The organism is Lentzea sp. JNUCC 0626, assembly GCF_043632865.1.
Classification (GTDB): Bacteria; Actinomycetota; Actinomycetes; order Mycobacteriales; family Pseudonocardiaceae; genus Lentzea.
On record NZ_CP171635.1, the window covers coordinates 750,654 to 769,665 of the forward strand.

Annotated in this window: 16 protein-coding genes; 4 read left to right on the forward strand and 12 right to left on the reverse strand. The window is 69.2% G+C overall.

Going from position 1 to position 19,012, the window contains the following annotated elements:
• Position 1: 1 nt before the first annotated feature.
• From JNUCC0626_RS03595 to JNUCC0626_RS03630, 8 genes are read right to left on the reverse strand one after another with little or no spacing between them, the layout of a single operon-like run.
• Positions 2-1,300 carry a rhamnulokinase gene (locus JNUCC0626_RS03595; RefSeq protein WP_394618203.1) on the reverse strand — a complete coding sequence of 433 codons (1,299 nt, stop codon included), beginning with the start codon at positions 1,298-1,300 and terminating at the stop codon, positions 2-4.
• Entirely contained in the window at positions 1,297-3,321 is a 2,025-nt protein-coding gene (locus JNUCC0626_RS03600) for a bifunctional aldolase/short-chain dehydrogenase (RefSeq protein WP_394618204.1), read from the reverse strand. Before JNUCC0626_RS03600 ends, JNUCC0626_RS03595 begins: the two co-directional genes overlap by 4 nt.
• On the reverse strand, positions 3,321-4,475 hold the full coding sequence (gene rhaI / locus JNUCC0626_RS03605; protein ID WP_394618205.1) for an L-rhamnose isomerase: 1,155 nt from the start codon (positions 4,473-4,475) through the stop codon (positions 3,321-3,323). Before rhaI ends, JNUCC0626_RS03600 begins: the two co-directional genes overlap by 1 nt.
• Before the next feature lie 16 nt (positions 4,476-4,491).
• The gene (locus JNUCC0626_RS03610) at positions 4,492-4,806 is read right to left on the reverse strand and encodes an L-rhamnose mutarotase (RefSeq protein WP_394621958.1); all 315 of its coding nucleotides are present in this window, start codon (positions 4,804-4,806) and stop codon (positions 4,492-4,494) included.
• The gene (gene rhaS / locus JNUCC0626_RS03615) at positions 4,806-5,867 is read right to left on the reverse strand and encodes a rhamnose ABC transporter substrate-binding protein (protein ID WP_394618206.1); all 1,062 of its coding nucleotides are present in this window, start codon (positions 5,865-5,867) and stop codon (positions 4,806-4,808) included. Before rhaS ends, JNUCC0626_RS03610 begins: the two co-directional genes overlap by 1 nt.
• A complete protein-coding gene (locus tag JNUCC0626_RS03620; protein ID WP_394618207.1) occupies positions 5,864-6,823 on the reverse strand; it encodes an ABC transporter permease in 960 nt (319 codons plus the stop codon). The genes rhaS and JNUCC0626_RS03620 overlap by 4 nt, the downstream gene beginning before the upstream one ends.
• Positions 6,816-7,862, reverse strand: coding sequence for an ABC transporter permease (locus JNUCC0626_RS03625; RefSeq protein WP_394618208.1), 1,047 nt, complete (start codon positions 7,860-7,862; stop codon positions 6,816-6,818). The genes JNUCC0626_RS03620 and JNUCC0626_RS03625 overlap by 8 nt, the downstream gene beginning before the upstream one ends.
• Positions 7,863-7,902: 40 nt before the next feature.
• Positions 7,903-9,405, reverse strand: coding sequence for a sugar ABC transporter ATP-binding protein (locus JNUCC0626_RS03630; RefSeq protein WP_394618209.1), 1,503 nt, complete (start codon positions 9,403-9,405; stop codon positions 7,903-7,905).
• Positions 9,406-9,530: 125 nt separating this feature from the next.
• Between JNUCC0626_RS03630 and JNUCC0626_RS03635 the strand changes: the two genes are divergently transcribed.
• Positions 9,531-10,538 carry a LacI family DNA-binding transcriptional regulator gene (locus JNUCC0626_RS03635; protein WP_394618210.1) on the forward strand — a complete coding sequence of 336 codons (1,008 nt, stop codon included), beginning with the start codon at positions 9,531-9,533 and terminating at the stop codon, positions 10,536-10,538.
• On the opposite strand, the gene JNUCC0626_RS03640 is transcribed toward JNUCC0626_RS03635, so the two are convergent.
• Positions 10,535-10,945 (reverse strand): hypothetical protein, encoded by a 411-nt coding sequence (locus JNUCC0626_RS03640; protein ID WP_394618211.1) that lies wholly within the window; start codon positions 10,943-10,945, stop codon positions 10,535-10,537. The genes JNUCC0626_RS03635 and JNUCC0626_RS03640 overlap by 4 nt on opposite strands.
• 174 nt (positions 10,946-11,119) lie before the next feature.
• Here JNUCC0626_RS03640 and JNUCC0626_RS03645 point away from each other — a divergent pair, with 174 nt between their 5' ends.
• On the forward strand, positions 11,120-12,262 hold the full coding sequence (locus tag JNUCC0626_RS03645) for a serine/threonine-protein kinase (RefSeq protein ID WP_394618212.1): 1,143 nt from the start codon (positions 11,120-11,122) through the stop codon (positions 12,260-12,262).
• On the opposite strand, the gene JNUCC0626_RS03650 is transcribed toward JNUCC0626_RS03645, so the two are convergent.
• The 3 genes from JNUCC0626_RS03650 to JNUCC0626_RS03660 form a co-directional block, all read right to left on the reverse strand.
• Positions 12,259-13,257 carry a TerC family protein gene (locus tag JNUCC0626_RS03650; protein WP_394618213.1) on the reverse strand — a complete coding sequence of 333 codons (999 nt, stop codon included), beginning with the start codon at positions 13,255-13,257 and terminating at the stop codon, positions 12,259-12,261. The two genes, JNUCC0626_RS03645 and JNUCC0626_RS03650, sit on opposite strands and share 4 nt — an antisense overlap.
• Before the next feature lie 68 nt (positions 13,258-13,325).
• Positions 13,326-15,617 (reverse strand): glycoside hydrolase family 3 N-terminal domain-containing protein, encoded by a 2,292-nt coding sequence (locus tag JNUCC0626_RS03655; RefSeq protein ID WP_394618214.1) that lies wholly within the window; start codon positions 15,615-15,617, stop codon positions 13,326-13,328.
• Between the two features lie 10 nt (positions 15,618-15,627).
• Complete coding sequence (locus tag JNUCC0626_RS03660; RefSeq protein WP_394618215.1) at positions 15,628-16,641, reverse strand: LacI family DNA-binding transcriptional regulator; 1,014 nt, start codon at positions 16,639-16,641, stop codon at positions 15,628-15,630.
• Positions 16,642-16,763: 122 nt separating this feature from the next.
• Here JNUCC0626_RS03660 and JNUCC0626_RS03665 point away from each other — a divergent pair, with 122 nt between their 5' ends.
• The gene (locus tag JNUCC0626_RS03665; RefSeq protein ID WP_394618216.1) at positions 16,764-18,041 is read left to right on the forward strand and encodes an ABC transporter substrate-binding protein; all 1,278 of its coding nucleotides are present in this window, start codon (positions 16,764-16,766) and stop codon (positions 18,039-18,041) included.
• A complete protein-coding gene (locus JNUCC0626_RS03670) occupies positions 18,041-19,012 on the forward strand; it encodes a carbohydrate ABC transporter permease (RefSeq protein WP_394618217.1) in 972 nt (323 codons plus the stop codon). Before JNUCC0626_RS03665 ends, JNUCC0626_RS03670 begins: the two co-directional genes overlap by 1 nt.

The window sequence follows — 19,012 nt, forward strand, 5'->3', positions numbered from 1 at the left end:
GTTATCGCGGTAGGTAGTGCTTGAGTTGGTGTGAGTCTCGTACGAGTTTTCTCAGGTCTGTGAGCGTGCCGTTTGCTGCCCCTGCGGCACGGGCCTGCACCAGGACGTTGCCCAGCGCGGTTGCTTCCGCTGGGCCCGCGATCACGGGCAGGCCGCACGCGTCGGCGGTGAGTTGGCACAGGAGTTCGTTGTGCGAGCCGCCGCCGACGACGTGCACTACCTCGACTTCCTTGCCTGACAGGCTTTGTGCTTCGGTTATGGCGTCTCGGTGGGCTGCGGCGAGACTGTCCAGGATGGACCGCACGATCTCTGGGCGGGTCAGGGGACGGCCGCACGCTCGTTCGATTCTTGACGGCATGTCGCCTGGCGGTAGGAACGCCGGGTCGTTGGCGTTGAACACCACGCCCTGCGCTGTGGCGGCTTCGTGCAGTAGTGGGGGCAGGTCTTCGTTCCAGGTGCGGAGACATTCCTGGAGGAGCCAGAGGCCCATCACGTTGCGGAGGTACCGGATTGTGCCGTCCACGCCGCCCTCGTTGGTGAAGTTCGCGGCTCGGCTTGCCTCGGTGAGGACGGGCGAGTCTAGTTCTACGCCCACTAGAGACCAGGTGCCGCAGGAGATGTAGGCGAAGCGGTCGTTTGTGGCTGGTACGGCTACTACGGCGGAGGCGGTGTCGTGTGAGCCCACTGCGGTCACCGGGGTGCCCTTGAAGGTGCCTGCCGGGTCTCCTGGGCGGCGCAGGGGCGGGAGCAGGTCGCGCGGGAGGTCCTGGGTCAGGGCCTTCGACCACTGTCCTGTTCGGACGTCTATCAGGCCCGTTGTGGTGGCGTTGGTGTACTCGGTGCCGCATTGGCCGGTCAGCCAGTAGGAGAGCAGGTCGGGGATCAGCAGGAGGCGGGACGCCTGGGGGAGCAGGGGTTCGGCCATCAGCTGGAACATGGTGTTGAACGGCTGGAACTGGAGGCCGTTGATCTCGTAGAGGTTGTCGGGTGGGGTGATGGTGTTGGTGCGGGCGTCTCGGTAGGCGATGGGGTTGGCGAGGAGTTCGCCGGAGGTGTTCAGCAGGCCGTAGTCGACTGCCCAGCTGTCTATGCCGATGCTCGCCACTGGGCCCGCGCGTCTCAGGCCCGTCAGGACCTCGTGGTAGAGGGCCGGGAGGTCCCAGCGCAGGTGGCCGTCGCGGTGTGCCGGGCTGTTGGGGAAGCGGTGCACCTCCTCGATGCGAACGCTGCCATCGGCCACGGTGCCGCGTACCACCCGGCCGCTGGACGCGCCCAGGTCTACGGCGGCGAAGGTCTTCATCGCAGGAACGCCGCTGCCACGCCGGCGTCCACCGGGACGTGCAGGCCCGTGGTGAGGGAGAGGTCGCCTGCTGTTAGCGCGAACACCGCTGCGGCCACGTGGGAGGGGAGCACCTCGCGCTTGAGCAGGGTGCGTTGGGCGTAGAACTCGCCCAGCTTGTCCTCGGGGACGCCGTAGACGGCGGCGCGTTGGGCGCCCCAGCCGCCGGCGAAGATGCCGGAGCCGCGGACCACGCCGTCGGGGTTGATGCCGTTGACGCGGATGCCGTCCTCGCCCAGTTCGGCCGCCAGCAGGCGGACCTGGTGGGCCTGGTTCGCCTTGGCGGCGCCGTAGGCGACGTTGTTCGGACCGGCGAAGACCGCGTTCTTGCTGGAGATGTAGATGATGTCGCCGCCCATGCCCTGGTCGCGCATGACCTTGGCGGCGCGTTGGGCGACCAGGAACGAGCCCTTGGCCATCACGTCGTGCTGGAGGTCCCAGTCGGCCTCGGTGGTGTCGGCCAGCGGCTTGGAGATCGACAGGCCCGCGTTGTTGACCACCAGGTCGACGCCGCCGAACGCCAGGGCGGCTGCTTGGAACGCCTCCAAGATGCCATCGGCCGAGGTGACGTCGACGGTCACCGGCACCGCGACGTCTGCGGAGCCGATGCTTTCGGCTACCTCGCGGGCGCTGTCGGCGTTGCGGTCAGCCACCACCACGCACGCGCCCTCGGCTGCCAGGCGTTCGGCTACCGCCTTACCGATGCCCGAGCCGCCGCCGGTGACCAGGGCGACGCGGGTGGCCAGCGGCTTGGGCTTCGGCATGCGCTGGAGCTTGGCCTCTTCCAGCGACCAGTACTCGATGCGGAACTTCTCGCGCTCGTCGATCGGCGCGTACCGGGAAACCGATTCGACGCCCCGCATGACGTTGATGGCGTTCACGTAGAACTCTCCGGCGACGCGTGCGGTCTGCTTGTCGCGGCCGAAGCTGAACATCCCGACACCCGGAACGAGCACGATCGCCGGGTCCGCGCCGCGCATCGGCGGGCTGTCCGGGGCGGCGTGTCGTTCGTAGTACGAGCCGTAGTCCTCGCGGTAGGCGTCGTGGAGCTGTTCCAAGCGCGTGACGACGTCCGTCAGGGGAGCGGTCGGCGGCAGGTCGAGCACGAGTGGCCGGACCTTGGTGCGCAGGAAGTGATCGGGGCAGGACGTGCCGAGCGCGGCGAGTTCCGGATGCCGTTGCCGGGCGAGGAAGTCCAGCACGACGTCGGAGTCGGTGAAGTGGCCGATCTGCGGGGTGTCGGTGGAGGCCAGGCCGCGGATCACGGGTGCCAGTTCGGCGGCGCGGATCCGGCGTTGCTCCGCGGGCAAGGGGGAGTGCACCACCGGGCCGAACGGCTCGGCGCGGCCGTGCTCGTCCAGGTAGCGTTGCGCGGATTGGATGATCTCCACGGAGTGCGCCTCGCACTCCTCGCTCGACGCGCCCCACGCCGTGATGCCGTGCCCGCCGAGGATCACGCCGATCGCCTGCGGGTGGTCGCGCCGGATCGCCGCGATGTCCAGGCCCAGCTGGAAACCCGGACGCCGCCAAGGCACCCACGCCACGCGGTCGCCGAAGCACGCCTTGGTCAGCGCCTCGCCGTCCGCCGCCGTAGCGAACGCGATGCCCGCGTCCGGATGCAGGTGATCGACGTGCGGGGCGTCGACCAGGCCGTGCATGGCCGTGTCGATCGACGGCGCGGCGCCTCCCTTGCCGTGCAGGCAGAAGTCGAACGCGGCGACCATCTCGTCCTCGCGCTCGACCCCCGGATACACGTCCACCAACGCGTGGAGGCGGTCCAAGCGCAGCACCGCCAGTCCGGACTCCTTCAGCGTGCCCAGGTCACCGCCGGAACCCTTGACCCACATCAGGTCCACGGGCCGCCCGGTCACCGGGTCGGTCGCGGCACCCTTGGCCGAGGTGTTGCCGCCCGCGTAGTTCGTGTTGCGCGGATCGGCGCCGAGCCGGTTGCTCCGCCCGAGCAACGCTTGGACCTCCTCCATCACGCACCCCACCCGGCAGCCTCGCCACCGACTCTTTCCGCCACGATCCGCTCCGCGTACCCGGACCGCCGGTACGCGCCCGTCGGATCGGGGTCGAGGCCCATGTCCTCCCGCAGTTCCCGCAGGAGCGGCCGCACATCGGTGTTGTAGGCGTCCATCAGCACGGCGTTGGACTCCAGCACGTCACCGGCGCGTTGGGCGGCGTCCAAGGCGCTGTGGTCGACGAGCAACGCCTTCGCGGTGGCCTCCTGGACGTTGAGCACCGACCGGATGATTGCCGGGATCTTGGGCTCCAGGTTGTGGCACTGGTCGAGCATGAACGCGATCCCGGCGGCGGGCCGCAACGCGTCCGCCAGCACGATCTCGTGCATGATCCGGAACAGCTGGAACGGGTCGGCCGCGCCCACCATCAGGTCGTCGTCGGCGTAGAAGCGCGAGTTGAAGTCGAACGCTCCCAACTTCCCGGCCCGCAACAGGAACGACACGATGAACTCGATGTTCGTGCCGGGAGCGTGGTGCCCGGTGTCGATCACGACCTGCGCTCGTTCGCCCAGCTGCTGGCAATGCGCGAACGCCGTCCCCCAGTCCGGTACGTCGGTCACGTAGAACGCGGGCTCGAAGAGCTTGTACTCCACCAACATCCGCTGATCGGAGCCGAGCCGGGAGTAGGTCTCGGCCAACGCCTCGGCCAGCCGGTCCTGGCGGGCGCGGATGTTGTCCTGACCGGGGTAGTTGAGGCCGTCCGCGAACCACAGCTTGAGATCGCGCGACCCCGTGGCGTCCATGATGTCGACGCACTCGAGCAGGTGCCCCAGAGCCTTGCGCCGCACCGCCGCGTCCGGATGGCAGACGCTGCCGAGCTTGTAGTCGTCGTCCTGGAAGACGTTGGAGTTGATGGCCCCCAACGCAACCCCGCGGTCCCGCGCGTACGAGGCGAGCTTGCCGTAGTCGTCGACCCGGTCCCACGGAATGTGCAGCGCGACCGTCGGCGCGACACCGGTGAGCTTGTGCACCACCGCCGCGTCGTCGATCTTCTCGTACGGCGTGCGCGGAACTCCCTGCTGGGCGAACACCTTGAAGCGGGTGCCCGAGTTGCCGTACGCCCACGACGGCGTCTCGATCCGCTGCTCGCGCAGCGCGTCCTTCACGCTCATTTCGTTCTCCCCAAACTCAATCGAGGTGGAAGACCTCGTCGAGGGGCCGCATCCGTTCGTCGGCGTTGCCGTCACCGACGAAGAACTCCGCCATCTCGTGCTGCCAGCGCGCGTTCACCTCGGTGCGGGCCATCTCCGCGAGCGCCGCGTCGAAGTCGTCGCACTCCAGGTAACCGACGAGCAGGCCGTCCTCGGCGAGGAAGAGTGAGTAGTTGTGCCAACCCGCCTCGGTGAGGGCAGCCCGCATCTCCGGCCACACCTCGCGGTGCCGCGCCCGGTACTCGTCGAGCCGGTCGGCGCGGACCCGCAACGTGAAGCAGACACGCATGATCAGAAGTCGAACTGGTCGATGTTGTCCTTCGTGAACACCGTCGGCGGGCCGAGCACGACCTCGCCCTTGGCGCCGATCGTGTAGTCACCGAGGTCGCCCGCCTTGAACTTCTCGCCCTCGGCACCGGTGATCTGCCCGGACGCGAGCGCGGCGGCGGTGTAGGTGGCGAGGTAGCCGAGCTTGCTCGGGTCCCACAGCGCGAACGACTTCACCGTGCCGTCCTGCACGAACTTGCGCATCTGGTTCGGTGTGCCCAGCCCCGTGAGCTGGACCTTGCCCTTGTACTCGCTGGAGCTGAGGTACCGGGCCGCGGCCGCGACACCCACGGTGGTCGGCGAGATGATGCCCTTGAGGTTCGGGTGGGCCTGCAACAAGCCCTGCGTCTTCTGGAACGACGTCTGGTCGTCGTCGTTGCCGTACGCGGTCTCCACGAGCTTCAGCCCGGCGTACTCGGGCTTCGCCAGCTCGGTCTTCATGACCTCGATCCACGCGTTCTGGTTGGTGGCGTTGGGGGTCGCGGACAGGATCGCGATCTCGCCGCTGCCGCCGACCGCCTCGGAGATCAGCTTCACCTGCCCGGCCGCGATCTCGTTCGACGTCGCCTGGTTGATGAACACGTCACGGGCGTCCGGCGCCGCGTCCGAGTCGAACGTGACGACCTTGAGGCCTTGTGAACGCGCACTCTTCAGCGCGGGCGCCACGGCGTTGGCGTCGTTCGCCGAGATCACCAGCGCGTCCTGCTTCTGCTGCGCGGCGGTGTTGATGTAGGTGACCTGCGAACTCGCGGCCGCGTCGGACGGCCCGGTGGGCTTGACCTCGGCCTTGATCGCCGTCCCCGCCTGCTCGGCGCCCTTTTGCGCCACGGTGAAGTACGGGTTGTTGACCTGCTTGGGCAGGAACGTGATCTTCAGGCCTTCCTTGAGGGGCGCGTTGGGGTCGCCCTTCGCGGCGTTCGTGGCCCCGCCGGTGTCGTTGTTGGCGCTCTCTTTCGTGGTGCCACCACAGGCGGTGAGCGCGACGGCCCCGGACATCACCAGGGCGAGCACTAAGCGTGTGTTCATGGTGTTGCCTTCCTTAGGTTTCCGACGCGTCGGGTGATCGAGGGGGCGAGAACGCTCACAAGAAGCAGGAGACCGGTGACGATCGTGAGGACCTCAGTCGAGGTGTCCCGGAGGATCAGGAGGTTGCGCAGACCACCCAGCAGCAGCACGCCCGCGAGCACGCCGAAGAGCGTTCCCTTGCCGCCGAAGATCGACACACCGCCGAGCAGGACGGCGGCGACGACGGCCAGTTCGAGGCCGAGGCCGTTGTCCGCGCGGGCGCTGGAGAAGCGGAACGTGTAGACGATGCCGGCGATCGCGGCCACCGCCCCGGCGAGCACGAACAACGTCAGCTTCACGCGCTTGACGCGGATGCCGGAGAACCGCGCGCCTTCTTCGTTCGCGCCGATCGCGTAGACGGAGCGGCCGAACGAGCTGGCGTGCAGCGCGACGCCGAACAGGATCGCGAGCACCCCTGCCAGCACGATCGGGTACGGGATGTCGGTGCCCGGCACCGGTGTCGTGCCGAACGACGTGTAGCTGGCCGGGAAGTCGGCGACGGCGGTGTCGCCCAGGACGACCAGGGCGAGGCCGCGGTAGAGGGCGAGCGTGCCGATCGTGACCGCGAGGCTGGGCAGGCCGAGCCGGGTGACCAGGAGGCCGTTGAACGCTCCGGCCAGCGCGCCCGCGACGATCACGGTTGGCAGGATGGTCTCGAGCGGCCAGCCGGCGTTCCACAGCCAGCCGATCAACGCGCTGGACAGGCCCAGCACCGACGCGACGGACAGGTCGATCTCGCCCGCCACGATCACCAGCGTGAGCGGCAGGGCGATGAGCGCGATCTCACCGATGTCGAGGCCGAGGTAGAAGAGGTTGCCGCCGGACAGGAACGACCCGTCGGTGCTGATCTGGCCTGTCAGCGCTACCACGATCAGCAGGAACACCAGTGCGGTCTCCCACCGCAGGAGGCTACGCATGGCTGGTCCCTTCCGTGCGGCGCAGGGCTTTCGCCAGCCGGAGCGCGAGGAGCCGGTCGACGGTGATGGCGCTCAGCAGCAACGCGCCCGCGATGGCCTGCTGCCAGAACGCCGGGATCTGCAACACCACCAGGCAGCTCGTGATCGTGCCCAGCAGCAACGCCCCGAGCGCCGCGCCGGTGACCGTGCCCGAACCGCCGAAGATCGCGACGCCACCGACCACGACGGCGGCGACCACCTGGAGTTCGAGGCCGGTGCCCGCGGCGGCGTCGACGGTGCCGTAGCGGGCGACCCAGAGCGCGCCGGCCAGCCCGGCGATCAGTCCGGACAGGACGAACGTGGTGAGCGTGCGCTTCGCCACCGGGATGCCGGCGAGCGTGGCGGCTTCCGGGTTCGAGCCGATGGCGTAGAGCTCGCGACCTGAACGGTAGGAGCGCAGGTAGACGGCGGCGACCGCGATGACCACGACGGTGATCAGCACGAGGATCGGGATGCCCGCGATCCGGGCGCTGCCGAGGTTCAGCAGGGCGTCGGGGAGGTTGGAGGCGTTGACCTGCCGGCCTTGGGCCAGCGCGAAGTCGACGCCGCGGAACACGTAGAGCGTGCCGAGCGTGACCACGAGGCTGGGGACGTTGCCGAGGGCCACCAGCAGGCCGTTGAGCAGACCGCACGCCGCACCGATCGCGACGCTCAGGCCGACGCCCAGCAGGAGTGGGGTGCCGGGGTTGTCGGCGAAGTGCTGGGCGGTGAGGAACGCGGACAGGCCGAGGACCGAACCGACCGAGAGATCCACGTTGCGGGTGACGACCACGAGGGTCTGGCCCACGGCGAGGAGGGCGACGATCGACGCGTTGAGGAGGAGGTCGCGCAGGCTCTGGGGCTGGATGAAGCGCGGGTTGACGATCGCCGTCGGGATGACCACGAGGGCGAGGGCGACGACGATGCCGAGTTCGCGGACTCGGCCGACTCGGGTGGAGAGGCGGCGGGCGGCCGTGCGGCGGGAGGTGGGCGGGGTGGTGGGGGCGAGTTGGGTGGTCATCGGATCACCGCCGGCCGGGACGCGGCAGGGTGCTGGGCGCTCATCGGCTGCCCGCCTGTCCTGCGGCGGCGAGCGCTACCCGTTCCTCGGTCGCGTCGGCGCGCGCGATCTCCTCCACCAGGCGTCCCTCGTGCATCACCAGCACGCGGTCGGCCATGCCGAGCACCTCCGGCAGTTCGGACGAGATCATCAGCACCGCGACGCCCTGGCCCGCCAGGTCCGACAGCAGGCGGTGCACCTCGGCCTTGGTGCCGACGTCGATGCCGCGTGTCGGTTCGTCGACGATGAGCACGGAAGGGGTGCGCGCCAGCCACTTCGCCAGCACTACCTTCTGCTGGTTGCCGCCGGACAGGACGCCGACGGGGTCGCTCAGGCGCGCGAACTTCAGCCGCAGCTTCACCGCCCAGTCCTGGGCCAGGGTGGTTTCCGTGCGGCGGCGCAGCAGGCCGAACGTCGACAGGCGGCCCAACGACGCGAGAGCGGTGTTGCGTTCGATGGACGCGTCCATGACGAGGCCCTGCTGGCGGCGGTCTTCCGGCACGAAGCCGATGCCAGCGGCCATCGCGGCGGTCGGGGAGCCGTACTTCAGGCGGCGGCTGTGAACGTGCACAACGCCGGCGTCGGGGCGGTCGATGCCGAAGATCGCGCGAGCCACCTCGCTGCGGCCCGCGCCGACCAGGCCCGACAGGGCGACGATCTCACCCGCGCGGACGTCGAACGACACGTCGGTGAACACGCCCTCGCGGGTCAGCCGTTGGACGGACAGCGCTACTTCACCCGCGACAGTGGACTCCTTCGGGTAGAGCTGGGAGAGTTCGCGGCCGACCATGCGGCGCACCAACGAGTCCGGGGTCTCGTCCTCCAGCGAACCGGACCAGACGAACTCGCCGTCGCGCAGGACCGTGGCGCGCTGGCAGAGTTCGAAGACCTCGTTCAGGCGGTGCGAGACGAACAGGACCGCGGCGTCCTGCGCGCGGAGTGCCTGCACGACACCGAAGAGGCGTTGGACCTCGTGGGCGGAGAGGGCGGCGGTGGGCTCGTCCATGACGATCACGCGGGCGTCGAACGAGAGCGCCTTGGCGATCTCGACGAGTTGCTGGTCCGCAATGGACAGGCCGCGGGCTGGGCGGGCCGGGTCTAGACGGACTCCCAGGCGGTCGAACAGCTCCGAGGTGCGGGTGTGCATCAGAGCCACGTCGATGCGGCGGCCGAAGCCGAGGGGTTGGCGTCCCATGTAGACGTTCTCGGCCACCGAGAGGTCGCCGAACAACGTCGGCTCCTGGTAGATGATCGCGATGCCCGCGGCGAGGGCGTCGGCGGGGCCGGTGAACCGCTGCGGCGCGTCGTCCACGAGCACCTGGCCCGCGTCCGGACGGTGGACGCCGGCCAAGGTCTTGATCAGGGTCGACTTGCCGGCGCCGTTCTCGCCCAGCAGGGCGTGCGCCTCGCCGGGCAGCAGTCGCAACGACACCCCGGACAGCGCGCGGACGGCGCCGAAGGACTTGCTCACCTCGTCCAATGCCACCACGGGAGGTCGGTCCACGTCCGTGTCTCCTCGATGTTGAAACGTTTTAACACCTGAGTTACGTGAACTCTGGGCGCGGCGGCGCGGCATGTCAAGATGCAGGGAGTACGATTCGTTGTCACGTTTCAACAAAGGAGCCGCCCGTGAAGCCGTCAGTGGGCATCCGCGAGGTCGCGCAGCACGCCGGGGTCTCCAACGCGACCGTGTCGAACGTGCTCAACCGGCCCGACGTCGTCGCTCCCGCCACGCGGCAACGGGTGCTGGCCGCGATCGAGGAACTCGGGTTCGTGCGCAACGAGTCGGCACGCCAGCTCCGGGCCGGGCGCAGCCGGGTGCTCGCCTACGTCGTGCTCGACGCCGCGAACCCGTTCTTCACGGACGTGGCGCGCGGCGTGGAGGACGCGGCACGGGAGGCGGGCTTCGCGTTGTTCCTGTGCAACAGCGCCTCGGACGGGGGACGCGAACGCGAGTACTTGGAGCTGCTCCAAGAACAACGGGTCGAGGGCATCCTGATCACCCCCGTCGACGCCGACAACGCCCAGCTCGCCGAACGCGGCACGCCCGTCGTGCTGGTCGACCGGGAGGCGACGGACGGCAGCAGGTGCTCGGTCGCCGTGGACGACGTCCTCGGCGGCGAACTCGCGGTGACCCACCTGATCGAGACCGGCCACACCCGCATCGCGATGGTCGGCGGTCCGCTCTCCATCCAACAGGTGCGCGACCGGCGCGAGGGCGCGATGCGAGCGCTAACAAACGCCGGACTGCCCGAAGACGCGCTGACGTTCCTCGAAACCCGCGGCCTGCAGGTCGCGGAAGGCCGGGGCGCGGGGGAGCGGCTCGTCGGGCTGCCTGCCTCGCGACGGCCCACGGCGGCGTTCTGCGCGAACGACCTGCTCGCGCTCGGCCTGCTGCAGTCGATGACCCAGCAGGGTCTGCGCGTCCCGGACGACCTGGCCGTCGTGGGCTACGACGACATCGAGTTCGCCGCGGCCGCCGCCGTGCCGCTCACCTCGGTGCGCCAGCCGCGCGACCAGCTCGGTCGCACGGCCGCGCAACTGCTGCTCGACGAGAACGAACCGGACCACGAGCACCGGCACGTGAAGTTCCAGCCGGAGCTCGTGGTCCGCGCGTCCACCGCGATCAAACGTTAACGGACGAGCATCATTTCGCGGTCTTCTTCGAAGACACCAGAACTGTCCGGCGCGAGGAACACGTTCAACGCCGCAGAAGTGAACGCGACGCCCGGTCGAAATGCTTTCGTGCGCGACACCACGGTCACGTCGACCTTGTGGTGATCGCCGGTGCACGGAACGCTCGGCGTGTACTTGTCGCCGACCGCCAGCTCACCCCGCACGTTCTGGGTGACCTGCACCCACAACGACCCGGTCGCGCCGTTCGCGCACATCACACGGGTCGGCACGACCACCGCGACCCCTCGCGCCTCCAGCCTGGCGGAAGGCTGCAACGCCACCGCCGCCTCGACGGAAGCCGCCGACGCCGGCAATGCCGTGGCCAGCAGAACACCGGCGGCCAGGATGATCGCGGAAATTGCACGCACGATTCTTCTCCTCGTTCTCGTGGAAGGGCGGATGCGGCCGCGAACCGACATTAACGAGCGCAACCGAAATGTCGCGAGGGGCCATTGATCGACGAGTTCGCCAGGTTCCACGATTGGAGTAGCGATCGGGTGGGCACCCCTGTGCGGTCCAGCCCGAACCGAAAGGTCCAAGCCATGCCGACGGACAGTGATCTGCTTGCCGACCGGTACCGGCTCGGCGACTTGCTAGGTGAGGGCGGGTTCGCCGAGGTGCGCCGTGCGCGGGACGTGCTGCTGGCACGCGACGTCGCCGTGAAGCTCTTCCGGCCGGGGGACGGCCGCGTGGACGCACGCAGGATCGACGCCGAGATCTGCGCACTCGCCGGACTGTCCCACCGCGGCCTGGTCAAGGTCTTCGACGCCGATCCGGGCGGCGAGACGCCATACGTGGTGCTGGAACTCGTCGAGGGCAGCACCTTGCGCGAACGGATCACGGACGGGCCGATGTCCGTCGACGAGGTGCGGCGGATCGGTTCGGCGCTGGCCGACGCGCTTGCGCACGTTCATGAACGCGGATTCGTCCACCGCGACGTGAAGCCCGCCAACATCCTGCTCGACGACGACAACCTGCCGCGCTTGACCGACTTCGGCCTGGCGCGTGCGGCGGACATCGCGGGGGTCACCAAGACCGGCCAGGTCGTCGGCACCGCCGCCTACCTCGCGCCGGAACAGGTGCGCGGCCAGGCGATCACCTCGGCCGTCGACGTCTACGCGCTCGGCCTGGTCCTGCTGGAGTGCCTGACCGGCCGGCGCGAGTACGAGGGCGCGGACCTGGAGTCCGCCGTCGCCAGGCTGCACCGGCCGCCGGCGATTCCCGACGACCTGCCGTTCGACCTCGTGTTGCTGCTGACGAGGATGACGTCGCCCAGCGTGGCCCGCCGCCCGTCCGCCCGCGAATGCGCCTCCGCGTTGCCGAAGCCGACCGGCGACGCCCCCACCGTCGTGGTTCCCGTGCCCCGCCGTCCACTCAGGTCACGAGCGCTGCTCGGCGTCGCGTCCGCGGTGGTGCTGTGCTCGGCGATCGGCATGGGCCTCAGCACCTGGCACAGCGTCACGTCCACGGGTTCGGAGCCGCCCGCCACCACCGCCCCCGGTACGACGCAGCCGCAGGTGGCGCCGGTCGTGGTGCAGCCGGCCGCGCAGATCGACACGCCGTCGCCGGTCCAGGTCGTGGATCAGGGCAGGCCGGTGAACCACGAGAAGAAGTCGGCGGACCGGAGCGGTCCTGGCAAGGGCCCCAAGGAGAACAAGGGAAAGCAGGGCGAGAAGAAGCCCTAACGCTGCTCGTCCTTCTTGGAACCCCGCAACGAACCGGGGTGCGCCTTGGCCGACGGGTCGTTGCGCGTCTTCAGCAGGCTCGCGACCGTCACGACGACCAGGATGCCGATGATCACGCCCAGGCTGAGCGGCGTCGGCACTTCCGGCACCGAAGCCGAGATGTCCTTGTGCGCCCAGTGCAGGATCAGCTTCACGCCGATGAACGCGAGGATCACCGCGAGCCCGGCGGACAGGTAGACGAGCCGGTCGAGCAGACCCTTGACGAGGAAGAACAACGCCCGCAGCCCGAGCAGCGCGAACGCGTTGGCGGTGAAGACGATGTAGGGCTCCTCGGTCACGCCGAACACCGCGGGGATCGAGTCGAGCGCGAACAACAGGTCGACGCCACCGATCGCCACCAGCACCACGAACAGCGGCGTGGCCAGCCGCCGGCCGTCCACCCGCGTGAAGATCTTGCCGCCCACGTAGTCGTCGGTCACGGGGATGATCTTGCGGGCGGTCTTCACCACGACGTTGTTCTCGACGTCGGGATCCTCGTTGCGATGCCGGAACAGCTGCACGGCCGTGAAGATCAGCAGCAGGCCGAAGAGCAGGAACATGAACGTGAACAACGACAGCAGCGTCGCGCCGACCGCGATGAAGATGCCGCGCATGATCAACGCCAGCACGATGCCGAACGTCAGCACCTTGTGCTGGTGCTCCTCCGGCACCAGGAACGTCGTCATGATGATCACGAAGACGAACAGGTTGTCGACCGACAGGCTCTTCTCGACGATGTAGCCCGCGAAGTACTCGGCGCCGAACCCGCCACCGTGGACGCTCGCGAACCACACCCCGAAGCCGATGGCGACGAGGATGTAGAACACCGACCAGAGCGTCGCCTCGCGGAACCCGATCCGGTGCGGCCGCCACGCCGCCAGCACGAGGTCCACCGCCAGCAGCGCGACGATCACCCCGATCGTCAGCACCCACGTCAGTCCGCTGATCTCCAGCACCACGAACACCCCTCCGGCGGCCCGATCCGTCCGCAGTGGACGCTACCGGGCCGGGGCCGGGGAAGTGGCTAAGAGAACTCGGGTGTCGTGACGCGATCGAACCCGACCCGGCGCGCGGGCCCGGTCATCGCGAGCTTCAGCGCGGTGTGGATCGCCGCGCTCGACGTGCCGACGTGCAGTTCGACGTCGCCGGCGTCGACCTGGCGATGTCCCGCTCGGCCGGTGTAGGAGGTGAGATCGGCGTGCAGCCGGGCGGTGACCGTCCTGGTCTGGCCGGGGGCGAGGTCCACCTTCAGCGCGCCGATCAGCTGCCGGACCGGCCGCGCGACCTCCGCCACCGGGTCGTGCAGGTAGATCTGGACGACCTCGGTGGTCGCGACATCCATGTCGTTGCGCAGGACCACGTGCACGCGGGCGAAGCCGTCGGTCGGCCACTCGCGTTCCTCGCAGCCGGCGGTCACCCACGTGGCCGGGGCGTAGGACAGGCCGTGCCCGAACGGGAACAGCGGCGTCGGGTCCACCGAGCTGACCTCGGTGGAGCCGGCCAGCGGGGCGGCGAGGTACGTCGACGGCTGGCTCGATCCGGTGCCGGGGAAGCTGACCGGGAGCCTGCCCGACGGGTTGACGCGTCCACTGAGGACACCCGCGAGCGCCGAACCGCCCTCCTGGCCGGGGTAGAAGCCGCACACGACGGCGGCGAGGCGGTCGATCTGCCGGGACAGGTCGTAGGGCCTGCCCGAGAGCAGCACGAGCACGACCGGCATGCCGGTGCCGAGCACCGCCTCGAGCAGTTCCTCCTGCCGTCCGGGCAACGTCAGGTCCGCGACGTCGCAGCCCTCGCCGGACGTGCCGTTGCCGAACAGGCCCGCCTGGTCGCCGAGCACGACCACGCAGACGTCCGCCTGGCGAGCCGCCTCGACGGCCTCCGAGATCTCGTCGTCCGTTCCGCCGAGCACGGGGCAGCCGAGCGCGAACATCACGTCGTGGTCCTCGCGCAACGCCTCCAGCACGCTCGTGACCTCGACGCCCATCGCGACGTCCGGGTGGTGCACGCCGACGTGCAGCGGGAACGAGTAGCAGCCCATCATCGCGCCGGGCTCGTCCGCGCGCGGGCCCACGACCGCCAGCCTGCGACCGGACAACGGCAGCACGCCGTCGTTGTGCAGCAACACGATCGAGCGTTCGGCGACCTCGCGGGCGAGCGCGCGGGACTCGGCGTCGTCCAGGTCGAGGTTCGCGGCGGGCGCGGGGGAGTAGTCGGGGTCGAGCAGACCCAGCTCGATCTTCTGCGTCAGCACGCGGGTCAGCGCCCGGTCGACCAGCGAGACGTCCACGCGGTCGAAGTACATGCCTTCCAACAGGGGTTCGCCGTAACAGTCCACAGTGGGCAGTTCGACGTCGATCCCCGCCGTCAACGCCTGCGCGGCCGCGTCCTCGCGACCGGCCGCGACGTTGTGCAGCTTGTGCAGGAACGCCACCGAGAAGTAGTCCGACACCAGGGTTCCGGTGAAGCCGTACTCGCCGCGCAGCCGGTCCGTGAGCAGCCCGGCGTCCGCGGCGGCGGGCACACCGTCGTTGTCCGCGTAGGAGTTCATGACCGAACGCGCACCGGCCCGCAGCGCCATCTCGAACGGCGGCAGGACGACGTCGGCGAACTCCCGCGGCCCGATCGAGACGGGCGCGTGGTTGCGTCCGGCACGGGAGGCGGAGTAGCCGGCGAAGTGCTTGAGCGTGGAGACGATTCCCACCGACTCCAGACCCGTCACGTAGGCGGCGCCGACCGTGCCGACCAGGTGCGGGTCCTCGCCGATGGTCTCCTCGACCCGGCCCCACCGCAGGTCGCGGGTGACGTCCAGCACGGGCGCCAGACCCTGGTGGATGCCGAGCCGCCGCATCGAGCCGCCGAACCGTTCGGCCATGCGCCGCACCAGATCCGGTTCGAACGTCGCGCCCCAGCACAACGGCGACGGGTAGACGGTCGCCTGCCACGCAACCAGACCCGTGAGGCACTCCTCGTGCGCGATCGCGGGAATCCCGAACCGGCTCGACTCGATGATCTGCCGCTGGGTGCGGGCGAGCGTGTGCGCGCCGACCTCCGGCGCGATCGGCCGGGTGCCGAAGACGCGGGTGAGCTGGCCGATGCCGTACCGGGTCAGCTCGTCGAAGTCCTGAGGTGCCACCGCGAACTCGTGCTGGTGCGGTGCCATCTCGCCGGCGGCGTCGATGCCGGCCCAGATCCCTTGCAGCTGCGCGATCTTCTCCTGCGGCGTCATGCGCGCGACGAGGTCGCGCACGCGGTCGGCCACGGGGGCGTGCGGGTTGCGCCAGACCTCGTCCGGCGTGGTGGCTTCTGTCGTCACAGGAACAACCTCAGGGTGTCGGTGGACGTGTCGACTGCCGGACGACCAGTTCGGTGCCCAGGGTGATGTGCGTGTCGTCGGTTTCCTCGCCGTTGATGAGCCGCACCAGCAACTCGAGCGCGCGGTGGCCCATCTCGCGTATCGGCTGCTGCACCGTCGTGATCGGCGGTGTGCACAGCGCGGACTCGGGAATGTTGTCGAAGCCCACCACCGAGAGGTCCTCCGGCACCCGCAGGCCGAGCTCGCGGGCGGTCTCGATGGCCGCGATGGCGGTGGTGTCGTTGGCGGCGAAGATCGCGGTCGGCCGGTCGGGCCTCGTCAGCAGTTCGCGGGCGGACGCGGCGGCCACGTCCGCGACGTAGTCACCGCGCAGCACCAGGGACTCGTCCACCGCGATGCCCGCGCTGGCGAGCGCGCCGCGGTAGCCGGTCTCGCGTTGCTGCGCGGACTTCAGGTCCTCGCGGCCGGTCAGCATCGCGATCCTGCGGTGCCCCAACGAGAGCAGGTGCTCGGTCGCGAGCCGGCCGCCGTGCAGGTTGTCGGAGTCGACGGTCGGCAGCGCCGCGCGTCCGGTGTGCGGGTCGACCGCGACGACCGGGGTGCCGGGGATGCCTTCGAGGTCCACGGCGGGCGTGACCAGCACGGCGCCATCGACCAGCGTGCCGCTCAACCTGGTGAGGTAGCGCAGTTCCCAGCCCGTCGGATCACCGGTCCTGCCGCCCGCCGAGTACACGACGAGCTCGAACCCGGTGCCGCGGATGGCATCGGCCGCGCCCTTGAGCAGTTCGGTGCTGAACGGCTCGATGTCGGCGACGAGGATCCCGATGACGTTCGTGCGGCGGTTGCGCAGGCTCTGCGCGACGAGACTCGCCTCGTACCCCAGATCCTTGATCACGGCTGTGACCCGCGCGAACGTGTCGGGCGAGACGCCGTAACGGTTGTTGAGGACCTTGGACACGGTGGCTACCGAGACGCCTGCCTGAGCGGCGACGTCCCTGATCGTGACGCGAGAACGAGGAGGCACCCGGTCAGGCTAGCCGTGTAAAACGTTATCGACAACGATTGACACGAGGTGGGTGCACGCGGGAGTCTCTGGCCCCAACACAGGCAGTCCAACTCGGCCGACGTCGTCAGGAGTGGACCCCCATGCGTTCGAGAAAGCCCCTTGCCCTGTTCGTCGCCGCGGCGTTCGTGCTGGCCGGGTGCAGTGGCGGCGGCGGTGACGCCTCCACCGACGGACCCGTCACGCTCACCTGGTGGCACAACCGGACCACCGAGCCGATGAAGTCGAAGTGGCAGCAGATCGCCGACGACTTCACCAAGACTCACCCGAACACGAAGTTCACCATCGAACCGCTGCAGAACGAGCAGTTCCAGACGAAGGTGCCGCTCGCGTTGCAGGGCAACACCCCGCCGGACCTCTTCCAGCAGTGGGGCGGCGGCGCGCTGGCCGACCAGATCAAGTCCGGCAAGATCGCCGACATCACCCAGGCGTCCTCCGGCTGGATCGGCCCGCTCGCCAAGAACGCCGACGGCTGGAAGGCCGGCGGCAAGCAGTACGGCGCGCCGTACCTGATGCACGCCGTGGGGTTCTGGTACCGCAAGGACATCTTCGCCACCGCGGGTGTCACCTCGACACCGACCACGATGGACGAACTGAACGCGGCCGTCACGAAGCTGAAGGGCGCGGGCATCGTGCCGATCGCCCTCGGCGGCAAGGACCGCTGGCCGGACGCGTTCTACTGGGCGTACTTCGCGGTGCGCCAGTGCTCGGTCGACACGCTGAAGAAGGCGGTCGAGAAGACCGAACTCAGCGACCCGTGCTTCCTCAAGGCGGGCGAGAACCTCAAGAGCTTCCTGGACACGAAACCGTTCCAGGACGGGTTCGTCGGGACGCCCGCTCAGCAGGGGGCGGGCAGCTCGGCGGGCCTGGTCGCCAACGGCAAGGCCGCCATGGAGTTGCAGGGTGACTGGAACCCGGACGTCATGCAGGCGCTGACCGAGGACAAGGAGATCGGCTCGAAGATCGGCTGGTTCCCGTTCCCGAGCGTGCCGGGCGGTCAGGGCGATCCGAGCGTGCTGCTCGGCGGCGGTGACGGTTTCTCCTGCACCACTCGCGCCGCCACGGCGTGCGCGGAGTTCCTCGGCCACCTGGTCGGCGACGACGTGCAGAAGATCCTCGCCGAGACCAACTCCGGTCTGCCGGTGACCCCGGCGGGCGTGGCCGCGCTGAAGAGCGAGCCGCACAAGACGATCGCCGACGCCATGACCAAGGCGTCGTTCGTGCAGTTCTACTTCGACACCGCCTTCCCGACGAAGGTCGGTCAGGCCCTGAACGACGCCATCGCGAACTTCTTCGCGGGGCAGGGCGGACCGGACACGATCGTGAAATCGGTGAGTGAAGCAGCTGCCGGGAACAAGTGATGAGTGCCGCGATCACCACGCGGCCGCCGACCGCCCCCGTGCCGCACGCGCCAGCGGCCGGGGGCACCCGGCGGCGGTCCCGCCTGCGCACCCGACTCGAACTCGCCCTGCTGCTGACGCCGGCACTGGTGCTGTTCGCCGGGTTCGTGCTCATCCCGATCGGCGTCGCCGCGTACTACAGCCTCTACTCGTGGAACGGCTTCGGCCCGATCACGGACTTCGTGGGGCTGGACAACTACGTCGACGCCTTCTCCGGTGAGGTCTTCCAGGGCGCCATCGGGCACAACCTGATCATCGCGGTGCTGTCCGTCGTGGTGCAGCTGCCGTTGAGCATCGGCCTCGCGTTGCTGCTCAACAGGAAACTGCGCGGCCGGACGTTCCTGCGCATGGTCGTCTTCGCGCCGTACGTGCTGTCCGAGGCCGTGACCGCGGTGATCTGGCTGCTGATGTTGCAACCCGGCGGGTTCGTCGACGAGGTGCTGCGGTCCGTCGGTCTCGGCGGGCTGGTGCAGCTGTGGCTCGCCGACCAGTCGCTCGTGCTCTACACGCTGTTCCTCGTGATCACCTGGAAGTACATCGGGTTCGGCGTGATCCTGCTGCTCGCCGGTCTGCAGGGCGTCCCGGCGGAGTTGCGCGAGGCGGCTGCTTTGGACGGCGCGAGCCCGTGGCAGATCACCCGGCACGTCGTGCTCCCGTTGCTGGGACCGACGATCCGGGTGTGGATCTTCCTGTCGGTGATCGGGTCGCTGCAGCTGTTCGACCTGGTCTGGATCATGACTTTGGGCGGGCCGGCCAATGCTTCGACGACGATGGCGACCTACCTGGTGGACCACGGCTTCAAGCGCTACGAGTTCGGTTTCGGCAGCGCGGTCGCGGTGATCCTGTTCATCATCTGCTTCCTGTTCGCGTTGCTGTACCAGCGTTTCGCGTTGCGTCGCGACACCGAGGGCGCGTTGACGGGGGTGCGCTGA

Excerpts from the sequence above, each read along its gene's own strand:
- rhaI (WP_394618205.1), bottom strand. The coding sequence starts at position 4,475 with ATGAGCGTGAAGGACGCGCTGCGCGAGCAGCGGATCGAGACGCCGTCG.
- JNUCC0626_RS03670 (WP_394618217.1), top strand. The coding sequence starts at position 18,041 with ATGAGTGCCGCGATCACCACGCGGCCGCCGACCGCCCCCGTGCCGCAC.
- JNUCC0626_RS03645 (WP_394618212.1), top strand. The coding sequence starts at position 11,120 with ATGCCGACGGACAGTGATCTGCTTGCCGACCGGTACCGGCTCGGCGAC.
- rhaS (WP_394618206.1), bottom strand. The coding sequence starts at position 5,867 with ATGAACACACGCTTAGTGCTCGCCCTGGTGATGTCCGGGGCCGTCGCG.
- JNUCC0626_RS03665 (WP_394618216.1), top strand. The coding sequence starts at position 16,764 with ATGCGTTCGAGAAAGCCCCTTGCCCTGTTCGTCGCCGCGGCGTTCGTG.
- JNUCC0626_RS03625 (WP_394618208.1), bottom strand. The coding sequence starts at position 7,862 with ATGACCACCCAACTCGCCCCCACCACCCCGCCCACCTCCCGCCGCACG.
- JNUCC0626_RS03595 (WP_394618203.1), bottom strand. The coding sequence starts at position 1,300 with ATGAAGACCTTCGCCGCCGTAGACCTGGGCGCGTCCAGCGGCCGGGTG.
- JNUCC0626_RS03620 (WP_394618207.1), bottom strand. The coding sequence starts at position 6,823 with ATGCGTAGCCTCCTGCGGTGGGAGACCGCACTGGTGTTCCTGCTGATC.
- JNUCC0626_RS03600 (WP_394618204.1), bottom strand. The coding sequence starts at position 3,321 with ATGGAGGAGGTCCAAGCGTTGCTCGGGCGGAGCAACCGGCTCGGCGCC.